12 protein-coding genes and 1 riboswitch are annotated in these 14,249 nt (G+C 71.0%); of the genes, 9 read left to right on the top strand and 3 right to left on the bottom strand.

What is annotated here, in order from left to right:
* Window positions 1-102 precede the first annotated feature (102 nt).
* From ABZ823_RS04675 to ABZ823_RS04665, 3 genes are all read left to right on the top strand, one after another.
* On the top strand, window positions 103-1,365 hold the full coding sequence (locus ABZ823_RS04675) for an ATP-grasp domain-containing protein (protein ID WP_361653586.1): 1,263 nt from the start codon (window positions 103-105) through the stop codon (window positions 1,363-1,365).
* Window positions 1,366-1,417: 52 nt separating this feature from the next.
* Window positions 1,418-2,620 carry an FAD-dependent oxidoreductase gene (locus ABZ823_RS04670; protein WP_361653584.1) on the top strand — a complete coding sequence of 401 codons (1,203 nt, stop codon included), beginning with the start codon at window positions 1,418-1,420 and terminating at the stop codon, window positions 2,618-2,620.
* 385 nt (window positions 2,621-3,005) lie between these two features.
* Complete coding sequence (locus ABZ823_RS04665; protein WP_361653582.1) at window positions 3,006-3,860, top strand: HAD family hydrolase; 855 nt, start codon at window positions 3,006-3,008, stop codon at window positions 3,858-3,860.
* On the opposite strand, the gene ABZ823_RS04660 is transcribed toward ABZ823_RS04665, so the two are convergent.
* Window positions 3,857-4,381: a transglycosylase SLT domain-containing protein gene (locus tag ABZ823_RS04660; protein ID WP_361653580.1), complete on the bottom strand. Its 525-nt coding sequence runs from the start codon at window positions 4,379-4,381 to the stop codon at window positions 3,857-3,859. The two genes, ABZ823_RS04665 and ABZ823_RS04660, sit on opposite strands and share 4 nt — an antisense overlap.
* 4 nt (window positions 4,382-4,385) lie before the next feature.
* A riboswitch (cyclic di-AMP (ydaO/yuaA leader) is annotated at window positions 4,386-4,584 on the bottom strand.
* Between the two features lie 757 nt (window positions 4,585-5,341).
* Between ABZ823_RS04660 and ABZ823_RS04655 the strand changes: the two genes are divergently transcribed.
* The 5 genes from ABZ823_RS04655 (at window position 5,342) to ABZ823_RS04635 (ending at window position 11,619) form a co-directional block, all read left to right on the top strand.
* A complete protein-coding gene (locus tag ABZ823_RS04655) occupies window positions 5,342-6,352 on the top strand; it encodes a polyprenyl synthetase family protein (RefSeq protein ID WP_361653578.1) in 1,011 nt (336 codons plus the stop codon).
* Window positions 6,353-6,806: 454 nt separating this feature from the next.
* Window positions 6,807-8,069, top strand: a complete 1,263-nt coding sequence (locus ABZ823_RS04650) for a DUF2092 domain-containing protein (RefSeq protein ID WP_361653576.1) — start codon at window positions 6,807-6,809, stop codon at window positions 8,067-8,069.
* A 37-nt stretch (window positions 8,070-8,106) separates the two neighbouring features.
* The gene (locus ABZ823_RS04645; RefSeq protein ID WP_361653574.1) at window positions 8,107-9,102 is read left to right on the top strand and encodes an ABC transporter ATP-binding protein; all 996 of its coding nucleotides are present in this window, start codon (window positions 8,107-8,109) and stop codon (window positions 9,100-9,102) included.
* Entirely contained in the window at window positions 9,089-9,979 is an 891-nt protein-coding gene (locus ABZ823_RS04640) for an ABC transporter permease (protein WP_361653572.1), read from the top strand. Before ABZ823_RS04645 ends, ABZ823_RS04640 begins: the two co-directional genes overlap by 14 nt.
* Before the next feature lie 365 nt (window positions 9,980-10,344).
* The gene (locus ABZ823_RS04635) at window positions 10,345-11,619 is read left to right on the top strand and encodes a hypothetical protein (protein WP_361653570.1); all 1,275 of its coding nucleotides are present in this window, start codon (window positions 10,345-10,347) and stop codon (window positions 11,617-11,619) included.
* Window positions 11,620-11,648: 29 nt separating this feature from the next.
* Here the strand turns inward: ABZ823_RS04635 and rarD are convergent, their stop codons facing one another.
* The gene (gene rarD, locus ABZ823_RS04630; protein WP_361653568.1) at window positions 11,649-12,665 is read right to left on the bottom strand and encodes an EamA family transporter RarD; all 1,017 of its coding nucleotides are present in this window, start codon (window positions 12,663-12,665) and stop codon (window positions 11,649-11,651) included.
* A gap of 138 nt (window positions 12,666-12,803) precedes the next feature.
* On the bottom strand, window positions 12,804-13,658 hold the full coding sequence (locus ABZ823_RS04625) for an SDR family oxidoreductase (protein WP_361653566.1): 855 nt from the start codon (window positions 13,656-13,658) through the stop codon (window positions 12,804-12,806).
* An 89-nt stretch (window positions 13,659-13,747) separates the two neighbouring features.
* Between ABZ823_RS04625 and ABZ823_RS04620 the strand changes: the two genes are divergently transcribed.
* A complete protein-coding gene (locus tag ABZ823_RS04620) occupies window positions 13,748-14,188 on the top strand; it encodes a helix-turn-helix domain-containing protein (protein ID WP_361653564.1) in 441 nt (146 codons plus the stop codon).
* Window positions 14,189-14,249: the final 61 nt, after the last annotated feature.

The raw sequence follows: 14,249 nt of genomic DNA, 5'->3' as shown, positions 1-14,249 counted from the left end.
TGTCCGAATAGGCCTTGTCGGAGTACCCAATTCCGGCTTAGCGTCCTTTGGGGACACGGACGGGGTGGGTCCGGTCCGTAGGGGGGACACGTGGGGGGACCCGTGGCCAGGAGCACCGTCGCGCCGCTCGACGCGGACCGTGAGGTGCCTGGGCTCATCGTGAAATTCGGCGACTATCCACTGCACCACGGCGGGGTGGGTGCCATCCGCAGTCTCGGCCGGCTCGGCATACCGATGTATGCGATCACCGAGGACCGTTACACGCCGGCCGCGGCCTCCCGCTATCTGCGGCGGGCCTTCGTGTGGCCGACCACCGGGACGGAGGAGCCGGAACGGCTCGTGGAGGGTCTGCGGCGCATCGGACGCCGTATCGGCCGGCCGACGGTGCTCATCCCCACCGACGAGGAGGCCGCCGTCCTGATCGCCGAGCACCAGGACGTCCTCGCCGGCCCTTTCCTGTTCCCGAAGGTGGACACCAAGCTCCCGCGCCGCCTCGCCAGCAAGCAGGGCCTGCACGAGCTGTGCGTGGAGCACGGCGTCCCGAGCCCGCAGGCCGCCTTCCCGCAGTCGTACGACGACATCGTGCGCTTCGCCGAGAAGGCCCGCTTCCCGCTGGTGGCCAAGAACCGCGAGGCGTTCGTACGCCGCGAGAGGCCCGCCGTGAACGGCACGACCCGGATCACCACCCCCGAGGGGCTGCTCACCCTGGCCCGCGACTGGGGCGAGCGTCCCGGTGTGATCCTCCAGGAGTATCTGCCGCGGGAGGAGGCCGAGGACTGGATCGTGCACGCCTACTTCGACCAGGACTCCGCCCCGCTCGCCCTCTTCACCGGCGTCAAGGTCCGCTCGTGGCCGCCGCACGCGGGCATGACGGCGAACGCGTACGTCGTCGACAACCCGGAACTCGCCGACCTCGCCGCACGTTTCATCAAACAGATCGGCTTCACCGGCATCATCGATCTGGATCTGCGCTTCGACCGCCGCGACGGCCGGTACAAACTGCTCGACTTCAACCCACGCGTGGGCGCCCAGTTCCGCCTCTTCGAGAACGAGGCGGGGGTGGACGTCGTCCGCGCCATGCATATGGACCTGACCGACCGCACGGTTCCGGAGGGGGAACAGCGCGCCGGTCACCGGTACATCGTGGAGAACATCGACCTGCCGGCCCTGCTCGCCTACCGGCGCAGCGGCTACACGACACCGCACGCACCGGCCCACGCGAGCGGTACGGAGCTGGCCTGGTTCGCGGGTGACGACCCGTGGCCGTTCTTCACGATGATCGCGCGCTTCGTGCGGCCGGGCGCGAAGCACCTTTATCAGCTGTGGCGGACCAACCGCCGCGGCTCCACCACCGGTACGCGCTAGCGCGTACGGCTCCACCACGAAGTAGGCATGTCGCGTCCTGGGGAGGGACTTCGTGATTCAACCGGTAGCAGTCATCGGTGCCGGGCCGTTCGGTCTGTCCACCGCCGCCCATCTAAGGGTGCGCGGTATTCCGGTACGCGTCTTCGGCGAGCCCATGGTGAGCTGGCGCGACCACATGCCCACGGGCATGCTCCTGAAGTCGACCCCCGTCGCCTCGAACATCGACGCGCCCCAGCGCGGCCACACCCTGGTCGACTACTGCGATGCGGCGGGCATCGCCCGCCTGGTAACCGACGAGGACATCATCCCGATCGAGACGTTCATCGCCTACGGCGAGTGGTTCCAGCAGAAACTGGTGCCCGAGCTGGAGCGGGTCAGGGTCGTCTCCGTGGACCGCCGTAAGGGCGGCGGCTTCGAACTGAAGCTGGACTCCGGCGAGCAGTTCGCGGCGCGGGCGGTCGTGGTGGCCACCGGCCTGTCGGGCCTCGCCCACGTCCCGCCGGAACTGGCCGCCGCCGCGACGGACGGCCCCACCCCCACGGGGCCGGTCTCCCACAGCTCCCAGCACCATGACCTGACCCGTTTCTCCGGCAAGGAGCTGCTGGTCATCGGCGCGGGGCAGTCCGCGCTGGAGACGGCGGTGCTCGCGGCCGAGGCGGGCGCGCGGGTGCGGGTGATCTCACGCGGCCAGGGCAAGGTGGCCTTCGGCGCGCCCCCGTGGGACCAGCCGAGGTTCCGCCCCGAATCGCCCTTCGGACGGGCCTGGTCCCTGTGGGCGCTCAGCTACTATCCGCACCCGTACCGGCTCCTCCCGGCCCAGACCCGTCACTACCTGGTCCGCCGGGTTCTCGGTCCGCTCGGCGCGTGGTGGCTGCGCGAGCGCTTCCTGAGCAAGGTGCAGGTGCGCGATGTCGTCGCCGTGGTCGGCGCGTCCGCGGCGGGCGGCAGCCCCGTCCTCACGGTCCGGACGCACACGGGTGGCACGGAGGAACTCACCGCGGACCATGTGATCGCCGCCACCGGGTACCGCGTGGACATCGCGGCGATGGACTTCCTGGGCCACGAGCTGCGGACGGAACTGGCGGTGAGCCGGGGCACTCCGAGGCTCGGCGCGGGTTATGTGTCCTCCGTGCCGGGCCTGTACTTCACGGGCCTGCCCGCGGCGGCCTCGTACGGCCCGGTGATGCGCTTCGTGTGCGGCACGGAGTTCGCCTCACCCAGGCTGGCGAAGCATCTGGCGGCGGCACACGGCTGAGGACGGCGGGGCCAGGTCCTCCGGCCGGGGGTCACGGGTCAGGCGATCACGGGCACGAGGACACACAGCACGAGTTCGCGGGGCACGCGTTCGCGGGACGCGAGGTCGCGTCGCGCGAGGTCACGGGGCACGGAGGGGGCGCGGCGCCGTCGCGCCCCAGGGGCCCTGGGGGCCTGGGGCCGGGTCGTGGGGAGGGGCAGGTTCGTCGGGGCGTGGCCGTACGCCGTCATGCCGGGGACCTGCGTGACGGGGCCGTACGCCTGCGTGTTTCGGGAAGCGCGCGGCAACTCGGGTTCTGTCATACGGGAGTTCGGTGGGCGCGGGATACCGGACGTCGTCCGGTTCGCGCCGAGTCGCCGGGGCGTTCCATCCGTATTCTCTGATCATGGCCGCACCCCTCGCATATTCACTCATCGCCACTGACCTGGACGGAACGCTGTTGCGTGACGACGACACGCTCTCCGACCGGTCAAGGGCCGCCCTGGCGCGCGCCTCGGCGGCAGGCGCACAGCACCTCGTCGTGACGGGGCGCCCGGCGCCCAGGGTGCGGCCGTTGCTCGACGACCTCGGAAGTAGGGGGCTCGCGGTGTGCGGGCAGGGCGCGCAGGTGTACGACGCCGGCGCGAACCGGCTCCTCTTCTCCGTCACCCTGGACCGGGAGTTGGCCGAGACCGCACTCGGCAAGATCGAGGCCGAGGTGGGGCAGGTGTACGCGGCCGTCGACCAGGACGGGGTGGACGGCCTCACGCTCATCGAACCCGGCTACCGGATGCCGCACCCCACCCTGCCGGCGGTGCGGGTCGAGCGGCGGGACGACCTGTGGTGCGAGCCGATCAGCAAGGTGTTGCTGCGCCATCACGCCCTGTCGGACGACGAGTTGGCGTCGGCGGCCCGCGCGTCCGTCGGTTCCCTCGCGACGGTCACCATGTCCGGGCCCGGCACCGTCGAACTCCAGCCGTGCGGCATCACCAAGGCGACGGGGCTCGCACTGGCCGCCGCCCATCTGGGCCTGGGGCCGTCGGAGACCATCGCCTTCGGTGACATGCCCAATGACATCCCGATGTTCGACTGGGCCGCGCATGGGGTGGCCATGGCCAACGCCCACCCCGAACTCAAGGCCGTGGCGGACGAGGTCACCATGTCGAACGAGCACGACGGCATCGCCGTCGTGCTCGAACGACTCCTCGGGGGCCACCGGAGGCCGGCCGACAGCGCCGGCCGGCGGTCCGTCGGCTATTAGTACGCGCTGTTGACGTTGTCGATCGAGCCGTACCGGTGGGCGGCGTAGTTGCACGCGGCCGTGATGTTCGCCACCGGGTCGTACGGGTCGAACGCCGTGCCGGGCACGTGGTACGCGGCGAAGGTCGGGTCGATGATCTGGAGCAGACCCTTCGACGGGATGCCCTTACGGGCGTTCGAGTCCCACAGGTTGATCGCCTTGGGGTTGCCGGACGACTCGCGCATCACGTTGCGGTAGATGCCGTTGTACGTACCGGGGATGCCGTGCTGGGCCATGACCTCCAGCGACTGACGGATCCAGCTGTCCAGGGTGGTGCCGCGGGTCGTCACGGCCTTGGCGGTGGTCGTGGCGGTCACGGTGGCCGTCGCCGGCTTACCGGTCGCGGCGGAAGCGCTGGTCGCTCCCATGACCGGCAGGGCGAGAACGGCGGCACCCGACCCCGCGAGTGCGAGGGCACGGGTGATACGGGCGGCCTTGGAGCCGCGGTCCCGTCGGCGTGCGGGCAGGGCGAAAGCGGGCATGTCGCATTCCTCTCCGGCGCCTGCGAGGTGAGCTGTCGGGTTCGGGCGGGGAGGTGCCCGGCCGTGTCCTCGATGTCGAGGGCACGGCTTCACCCCTAGCCGTTCCGGCGGGTGTCCGGATCGGCGGCCTACCTGGGTCCCCCGCTCCTGCCGTCGTGGTCGATGGGCTCCCGAGCGGCGGCAGGATTCGGCGTTCCGCTCGGATCGAGGGGAAGGTATGCGAGAGCACATGTCCGGAACAAGCTTGCAAGTCACACTCCTTCCGAATTGACCTTGAAATGGGGGAATAAGGTCGGTGATCCAGTTTGTCGAGCGGAGTTCAAGTTGCCATTCGCAAAGGGGTAGTTGGTGACACGCCCTTAATGCCCCGTCTGCCGCGGACGTGAGCTATTTCACTCTGGTCTTCGCGGTCGTCATCGATGGTTAATTACATAGGGGGTTTATTGGGGTAAAACGGTCACATGTCGTGTGTCTTGAGTGGAGCGTTTCGGGTGGGTGAGTGCCCTTCGTCCGGACTTGACTCCGTTGCCCGGCAAGGAGGTTCCCGGGCGAGGGGGGTGGGCGTGGCCGCGAGGCCGACTCGAATGCCTGGCCGGTGTATGCGGCGCGCGGGGGCGGGCAGCCGTAGAGGGAACGGGGGTGACGTCCGCAGGGGAGGGCGGGGGGTGCCCGGGCGTAAGGAGGTCGGTTCCGGCGTGAGGGGTGATTGTCGGGTATGTGGGGGAATATCTGTTCCTATCAGATGATCAGGCACATTCCGTTCGTGATCCGATACCGCCCGGCCTGGAACAGTGGGCGCTCGTGGTGATCGAAACGTGACCGGATACGCTGACTTGAGTGATGGCGACGACAGATCGACAACTCGATGAGCGCGTCGACGGGCGACGCCATCGAGCAAGTGGCCGTCCTTGAGACCGACCGTGTGATCGTCAGCAGACGTCAGCAGACAGGAGACCCCACGTGACCGTCGTCGGGCCGTTCGGGCTGAGCGTGCGGGAGCAGGCTCTGGAGGTCGATGTCCAGGCCGGATTGGCCGCTGTCGAGGAGGGGCTGCTCGAGGCCACCAAGAGTGAGGTGCCCTTCATCACAGAGGCCGCGCAGCACCTGGTGCGTGCGGGCGGGAAGCGGTTCCGGCCGCTGCTTGTGATGCTCGCGGCGCAGTTCGGCGACCCGTACGCGCCCGGAGTCGTGCCCTCGGCCGTGGTCGTGGAGCTGACCCACCTCGCCACGCTGTACCACGACGACGTGATGGACGAGGCCGAGGTGCGGCGCGGGGTGGACAGCGCGAACACCCGCTGGGGCAACTCGGTCGCGGTCCTCACGGGTGACTTCCTGTTCGCGAGGGCCTCGCACATCCTGGCCGATCTCGGCCCGGAGGCGGTCCGGATCCAGGCGGAGGCGTTCGAGCGCCTGGTCACGGGCCAGATCCTGGAGACGGCGGGCCCCCGGGACGGCCGTGACCCGGTCGAGCACTACCTCGACGTCCTCGGCGGCAAGACCGGCTCGCTGGTGGCGGTGGCGTGCCGCTTCGGGGCGATGATGTCGGGTGCCGACGAGACGGTCGTGGACGTGCTCACGCAGTACGGCGAGCGGCTGGGCGTGGCGTTCCAGCTGGCCGACGACGTCCTGGACATCGCGTCGGACTCGCACGAGTCCGGGAAGACGCCCGGGACGGACCTGCGCGAGGGCATCCCCACCCTCCCGATCCTGCGCCTGCGTGAGCGCGCGGAGCGCATGGGGCTGCCCGAGGACATCGCCCTGTGCGAGCTCCTCGGCTCCGATCTCACGGACGACGCCCGGCATGCCGAGGCCCTCGCCCGCCTGCGCGCTCACCCGGCCCTGGAGCAGGCGCGCCGCGACACGGTCCGGTATGTGGAGGACGCCCGCTCGGGCCTGGCTCCGCTGCCGGAGTGCGGTGCGAAGGCGGCCCTGATGGAACTGTGCGACGCGGTGGTGCACCGGGCCGGCTGACGCCCCTCGCTCGATCCGCGCTCTCGATCACCGAGGGCTGTCCGTGACTGTGGCCCGCGCCACACGGTTGGCGATCACGCGGACGGATGCCACGTTCGCGAAGCGCCGCACCGCCCTCATCACCACCGGGGCCGCCATGACCGGGGCGGCCCCGCTCGGCGGCCGCGTCCCGCGCTCCTCGGTCCAGCCGGGCTCCGATGCGCCGCAGTGGGTCGCCGCCCAGGGCCCAGGGGGCCCAGCGCCCGAGGGACCCCTACGGGTTCGGAGCAGTCGCCGCCCCGCGATGTCATACCCCAGGATTACGCGGAGTTGGGTCCGCGGTCTGACGCTTGTTCCCGGCCGATTTGGTCAGATGGACAACACCACCTCACAGGAGTTCGGGTGAAAATGGCGGCACAGGGGTGGACCAGGGCAGGGACGGTAGGCCGCCGCCGATGACGGAGGTAAGGCACACATGGCACCGTACGAATCCGACGGCAGCACGCCCGCCGGCGAGGCCGAGGACGTACGCGACGGGCGGCGCACGGCCGCGCGGTACGTCGTCCCGGTCGCAGTGGTGGGAGTGGCGGCCGCGACCATCGGGCTCGTTCCGGCGTTCGCCGGATCCGGGGACCCCGACCTTCCGAAGATCAGCGCCCAGCAGCTCATCGAGAAGATCGCAAAGTCGGACGTCCAGCAGATGTCCGGCACGGTGAAGGTCAGCACGGACCTGGGGCTGCCCAACCTGGGCGGTCTGGAGAGCAGCCTCGCTTCGGGCGCGCTCTCGCAGGGCGCGGGCGACAAGGGGGGCTCGGCCGCGGACCCGACCTCCAAGCTGCTGGAGCTGGCCTCCGGCACGCACACCCTGCGCGTCGCCGCCGACGGCCAGGACAAGCAGAAGGTCTCCCTGATCGAGAAGGCCGCCGAGTACAGCGTCATCCGCAACGGCGACCAGGTGTGGGCCTACGACAGCGCGTCGAACGAGGCGTACCACGCGACCGGGGCGGGCGACCACAAGGGTGCGAAGGCGGCGCCCGAGGACGTGCCGACCACGCCGAAGGACTTCGCCGAGGAGGCTCTGAAGGCCGCCGACAAGACGACGTCGGTGACGGTCGACGGCACCGCGCAGGTCGCGGGCCGGGACGCCTACAAGCTGCTCATCAAGCCCAAGCAGTCGGGCACGACGGTCGGCGCCATCAGCATCGCGGTCGACGCCACTACCGGGCTGCCGCTGAAGTTCACCCTTACCCCGGCGTCCGGTGGAGCGGCCGTCGTCGACGCGGGCTTCACCCAGGTGTCGTTCACCAAGCCGGCCGCGTCGACGTTCGACTTCACGCCGCCCAAGGGCACGAAGGTCACCCAGGGCGACGACCTCAAGGACGAGGGCAAGGCGCGTGCCGAAGGCACCGAGAAGTCGGCGCGGGGCGCCGAGAAGCGGGCGCAGGAAGGCGACAAGGCGGCCCCCGGCGCCGAGCCCAGGACCATCGGTGAGGGCTGGAACGCGGTCGTCGTCTTCGACACCGGCAGCAAGGGTGGCGTGCCCTCGGACGCCTCGTCCAAGGACGGCGCGGTCGCCGGCTTCCTGGGCTCCCTCGGCGACCAGGTCAAGGGCAAGTTCGGCTCGGGCACGGTGTTCTCCACCCGCCTGGTCAACGCCCTGATGACGGACGACGGCAAGGTGTACGCGGGCGCGGTCACCAAGGACGCGCTGGTGAAGGCGGCCGACGCGGGCAAGTAGACCCCGTACGGCACGGACGGCTGGAGCAGGAGAGTCCATGGACGAACTGTCCGCCGCGGAAGCGGAGTCGCAGGACTCCGGGGCGGCGGTGAGCGACCCGGAAGCCCCGGTCATCGCCACCCGCGCCCTCACCAAGCGCTACCGCGGCGGGCAACTCGCCGTGGACGGACTCGACCTGACCGTCCCGGTGGGCAGCGTCTTCGGCTTCCTCGGGCCGAACGGCTCGGGCAAGACCACCACCATTCGGATGCTGATGGGCCTCATCGAGCCCACTTCGGGCACGGCGCGTGTGCTGGGGCGGCCCATGCCCCGCGCCTCGCGCGCCGTGCTTCCGCAGGTCGGCGCCCTCATCGAGGGCCCGGCGCTCTACGGATTCCTCTCAGGCCGCGACAACCTCGTGCGCTACGACGCCGCCGACCCCACCGCCGACCCGCGCACCCGGGGTGCGCGGGTCGGGGCCGCGCTGGAGCGGGTGGGTCTGACAGCGGCGGCCGGCAAGAAGGCGAAGGCGTACTCCCTGGGGATGAAGCAGCGTCTCGGTCTTGCGGCCGCCCTGCTCCAGCCCCGTCGGCTCCTCGTCCTGGACGAGCCGACCAATGGTCTCGACCCGCAGGGCATGCGCGAGATCCGTTCACTCGTCAGGGAACTGGCGTCCGACGGCACGACCGTCTTCCTCTCCTCCCACCTGCTCGACGAGATCGAACAGGTCTGCACGCACGCCGCCGTGATGGCGCAGGGACGACTGATCGCGCAGGGCGCGGTGGCGGACCTGGCGGCCGGGGCACGCGGGCGTCTGGTCGTGACCACCCCGGACGTGACGGAGGCGGCCCGCGTACTGAAGGAACAGGGCGTCGCCGACGTGGTCATCGGGGAGGACCGGGTAGCGGGCGAACCACCGGAGGGCGAACCGGCGGACCTGAACGCCGCGCTGGTCACCGCCGGAGTCCGCGTCCGCGGTTTCGGCGTCGAACGAGGCTCCCTGGAGGACGCGTTCGTGGCGCTGACAGGAGAGGGCTTCGATGTCGCAGGCTGAGTGGGCGGAACCGGGCCGGACTTCGGCTCCACGGAAGCAGAACCCGCTGTGGACCTTGGGGCTGCTGCGCAGTGAGCTGGTGACCACCCTGCGGCGGTGGCGTACGCTCGCGCTGCTGGCCGTTCTGGCGGCTGTGCCGATCCTGGTCGGGATCGCCGTCAAGATGGAGACGGGCGACGGTTCCGGCGGCGGGCGAGGCGGCGACGGTCCCGCGTTCATCACACAGATCACCAACAACGGCCTTTTCCTGGTCTTCACGGCGCTCGCCGTGACACTCCCGTTCTTCCTGCCGATGGCGGTCGGTGTCATCGCGGGCGACGCCATCGCGGGCGAGGCCGGCTCCGGCACCCTGCGCTACCTTCTGGTCGCGCCCGCGGGGCGCACTCGTCTCCTCCTCGTCAAGTACGCGACCACCATGGCCTTCTGCCTCCTCGCCACCCTGGTCGTCGCGGTCTCGGCGCTCGCGGTGGGCGCCCTGCTCTTCCCGCTGGGCGACCTGACGACGATCTCGGGCACCCGTATCGGCCTCGCCGACGGACTGGGCCGTGCCCTGCTCATCGCGCTGGTCGTCGCCGCGTCCCTGACCGGCCTGGCGGCCCTGGGACTGTTCGTCTCCACCCTCACCAACAGCGGGATCGCGGCGATGGCGACCATGGTCGGCCTGGTGATCACCGTGCAGATCCTGGACCAGATCCCGCAACTGCACGCGCTCCAGCCGTACTTCTTCCCGCACTACTGGCTGTCGTTCGCGGACCTGATGCGTGACCCGGTGTACTGGGACGACCTGGTCCGCAACCTCGGCCTCCAGGCCCTGTACGCGGCGGTCTTCGGCTCGGCGGCCTGGGCGCGCTTCTCGACCAAGGACGTCACGGCCTGAGGGGCACCGATCGGTGTCGAGGCCGGGCATGCGCAACCAGCCCGACCAGTGATCCGGGTAGCGCTCGCTGTGGGCACCTGGGACAGGCCTGTGACGCGGCGGTGACGCCGGAAGCGTATGGCGGCCGGAGACTTCAAGGAGGCGATCCGGTTCGGTCGCCGGGCTGCGGCGAGGAGGGGAAGGATGACGCGTACGGCGCATATGGCGGGTGCGAGGCGTATATCGCTTCTGCCGGGCACTTCCACTGGCAGCCTTTCCTCGACCGGCCGACCCGAGTGAGGGGAACGATGTCCCGACTCAGCCATGCACACGAGCGAGGACGCTCCGCCGCCGGGGTCGTCTCCACGGAGGAAACGGGGGCCGGGATGACGCCTATCGAGGTTCATGTGCCGGCGTGCGCGCGGGACGGAGGTGCGGGCGTCGGTGCCGATACCGGGGCCGGGGCCACCGTCGGCGGAATGCCGGTGGTCGCGGCATCGGGGGAGTCGGTCCAGCAGGCCGTCCTGAACCACCTCCACCGTCTCGCCCTGGCCGCGGGTCACCCTGTCCTCGCGGCCGTCCGTGACGAGCGGATCGGGTATGTGGTGTCGGTACGGGTGCTGGTGGACGGGTCGAGCGAGTTCACGGGGGAGCCGATGCGGGCGGGCTCGCCCGAGGCACCGGCGCACCGAACCCCGGTGGCCCCGCCCTCCGCCCCGGCCAGGCGGCCAGAGCCGGGGCCTGGCTTCCCTCCCGCCGCCGTGGACGCCCCCATACCTCCTGGAGGTGCCGTCGAGGCCTTCATGGTGCGGGCGGTGTCCGAGCAGGCGCCGTTGATCAGCGCGACCTCGGGGCCGGCGCAGGTGCTGCCGAGGGCCGGTGCCGTACCTCCGGGTATGGTCCAGCCCCCCACGGGCACCTTCGGCCCCCCACCGGTGACCCCCGCGACCGCTCCCGTGTGGCCGGCCCCGGCGGCCGGGCCGGACGAGCCGCACACGCCAGGACCTCCCGGCTTCGGGCTCGGGCCGTACTCCGCGCCCGAGGGGAAGCCCACCCCGGCGCCGCGGACCGTTCCTACCGCCAGGGCCGCGGAGGAGGCCAAGGAGCCGCCGGTGCACGAGTTCGCCATCGCCGAGACCGTGCTCGCGCCGGACTCGGGGCCCGTACCGGCGGGCCGCCCGGAGGGTCCCCTCGCCGAGCCCCTGGCGCTGATCAACGAGGCCGTGAAGGAGGGACGGATCACGGAGGCGGACGGGATGGCCGAGCGGACCGTCGCCGAAGCCTCCCGCACCCTCGGTGCCGACCACCCGGACGTCCTGCGCCTGCGGGAGCTCACCGCGTACATCGCCTACCTGGCCGACGACCCGCTGCGCTCGTTCCGCCTCTCGCTCGACCTGGCCCGGCTCCACCACCGCGTGCGCGAGCCGCGCGGCGCATACGGCCATGTGCAGAGCGCGGCCGCCGCCTGGCGTGCCGTCCGTGATCCGCTTCAGGGCCTGCACCTCGGCCGGGACCTCATCGATCTTTGGGGTGAACTCGCCGCCGTCCCCGGCCCCGCCGCCGACGACCTCGAGCAACTGGAGCGCGCCCGTACCCGGATGGGCCGCCTCGCCGAACGCGCCCGCGCCGCCACCGCCGGAGAGCCGCCCAACGCCCGGTGACCACAGGCGGACGGCCGACGTCCGCGGGATTACGGCCTGACGTCCACCGGATCGGGACCGGCCGTCACGCCGTCCGGCTTCCGTGACGGGTTCACCGTCCCGGCGGGCGGGAGGCCTGCGCCCGGCGCGACGGCCGCGCTCCTGAGCGCGCGCGCCGCCGCGTGGGCCGTGCGCAGGGCGTCCCCGGTCAGCAGCGCCAGCGCGAGCCAGACCAGCGCGAAGCCCGCCCACCGCTCGGGCGGCATCGCCTCATGGAAGTAGAGGATGCCGAGCAGGAACTGGAAGACCGGCGCCAGGTACTGCAACAGACCGAGCGTCGACAGCGGCACGCGTATCGCGGCCGCGCCGAAGCAGACGAGGGGAAGCGCGGTGACCACGCCTGTGGCGGCGAGCAGCGCCGCGTGCCCGGCGCCGTGGGAGGCGAACGTCGCCTCACCCCGCGCCGACAGCCACAGCAGATACGCCAGCGCGGGCACGAACTGCACGGCGGTCTCCGCGGCCAGCGACTCCATACCGCCCAGGCCGATCTTCTTCTTCACCAGCCCGTAGGTGGCGAAGGAGAAGGCGAGACACAGTGAGATCCACGGCGGGCGGCCGTAGCCGATCGTCAGCACGAGCACGGCCGCGAAACCGACCGCGACCGCCGCCCACTGGACGGCCCGCAGCCTCTCCTTCAGCAGCAGCACGCCCATCGCGATGGTGACGAGCGGGTTGATGAAGTAGCCGAGTGAGGCCTCCACCACATGGCCGCTGTTCACGGCCCAGATGTACACACCCCAGTTGACGGTGATGACCGCCGCCGCGACCGTGACCAGCCCCAGCTTGCCGGGCTGGCGCAGCAGCTGCCCCGCCCAGGCCCAGCGCCGCATCACCAGCAGCGCCAGGATGACCAGGGCCAGGGACCACACCATCCTGTGGGCGAGGATCTCCATCGCCCCGGCGGGTTTCAGCAGCGGCCAGAAGAGGGGGACGAGCCCCCACATCCCGTACGCCGCGAAGCCGTTCAGCAGACCTGTCCGCCGTTCACCCTTCGACTTCTCGGCCACGGGCCCCTCCTTGTTCGCGTGACTGCTCCCATGCGGCATCCATGAAGGTAACGCGAGCGCCCCCGCCCGTCATACCCGTATCGCCATACGGTCATGACAGCCGGGGGTGCCGTGGTGGCCGGGGGCCGTCGGGCCTGTTCAGCCCTTGAGCGCGAGCCTGATCGACTCGGCGACCGGGGTGGTCGGGCGGCCGGCCAGGCGGGAGAGGTCGCCGGTGGTGACGGCCAGCTCGCCCTTCTCGATGGAGACATCCACGCCGGCCAGGATCGAGGCGAGGGGCCCCGGCACCCCGGCGCCGGTCAGGATCCCGGTGTAGGTGTCCAGTGGGACGGCGTTGTACGCGATCTCCTTGCCGGCCTGCTTGCCCACCTCGGCGGCGTATTCGGCGAAGCTCCACGCGGTGTCGCCGCTCAGCTCGTACGTGGCGTTCTCGTGGCCTTCACCGGTCAGCACCGCGACGGCGGCGGCCGCGTAGTCGGCGCGGGAGGCGGAGGCGACCCGGCCCTCACCCGCGGCCTGGACGACCGCGCCGTGCTCCAGGACGGGGGCGAGGTTCTCGGTGTAGTTCTCGTGGTACCAGCCGTTGCGCAGCAGCGCGTAGGGCACGCCCGACTCCAGGATCAGCCGCTCGGTGGCCCGGTGGTCGTCGGCCAGGGCGGCCGTCAGGCTTCCGAGGGCGCTGGTGTAGGCGAACAGGGCGACCCCGGCCGCCTTGGCGGCGTCGAGGACGACCTTGTGCTGACCGACCCGGCCCTTGTCGAACTCGTTGCCGGAGATCAGCAGCATCCTGTCGCCGGCGGCGAAGAGGTTTTCGAAGGTTTCGGGGGCGTTGTAGTCGGCGACCGCGATTCGCACACCGCGGTCCGCGAAGTCGGCGGCCTTCTCGGGGCTGCGGACGACCGCGGTGATCCGGTCGGCCGGAACCTTCTCCAGGAGCTGCTCCACGACGTGACGGCCGAGGTGTCCGGTGGCTCCGGTGACGACAATGCTCATGACGGAAACTCCTTGTGGGGTGGTCTGGCACTAACCCTAGGAGCGGTACTAACTATTGGAAAGTACCCACTTTGAAGTAAGGTACTGGCATGACGGTAAGTGCCTCGAATGCCTCCCCTGTCCCGGCGGCCCGTGGGAGGGACGCCGAGGCCGCGCTGTGCCCCCATCGCCTGGTCCTGGAGCACGTCACCAGCCGCTGGGGCGTCCTCGTCCTGATCGAGCTGCTCGACCGCCCCCACCGCTTCAGCGAGTTGCGCCGGGCGATCGGGCGGGTGGGCCGCGTCAGCGAGAAGATGCTCACCCAGACGCTTCAGACCCTGGAACGCGACGGCCTCGTCCACCGCGACGCCAAACCGGTGATCCCGCCGAGGGTCGACTACTCCCTGACCGACCTGGGCCGCGAGGCGGCCGCCCAGGTGCGCGCGCTGGCGCTGTGGACGCAGGAGCGCATGCCCGATGTGGAGCGCGCCCGTCGGGCATACGACGAGGCCCGGACGCAGAGCGCCCAGGCCTCGTCGAACCGCACATGAGTCGATGCGAGGACCCGCACCCGTCCCGGGGCCCCGGGGCTCTGGAGATGAGCCGCCAGGC

This window comes from Streptomyces sp. NPDC047079 (assembly GCF_040643755.1).
Classification (GTDB): domain Bacteria; phylum Actinomycetota; class Actinomycetes; order Streptomycetales; family Streptomycetaceae; genus Streptomyces.
Note: the sequence above shows the minus strand (reverse complement) of the source record. Positions and strands in the feature narration are given on the sequence as shown.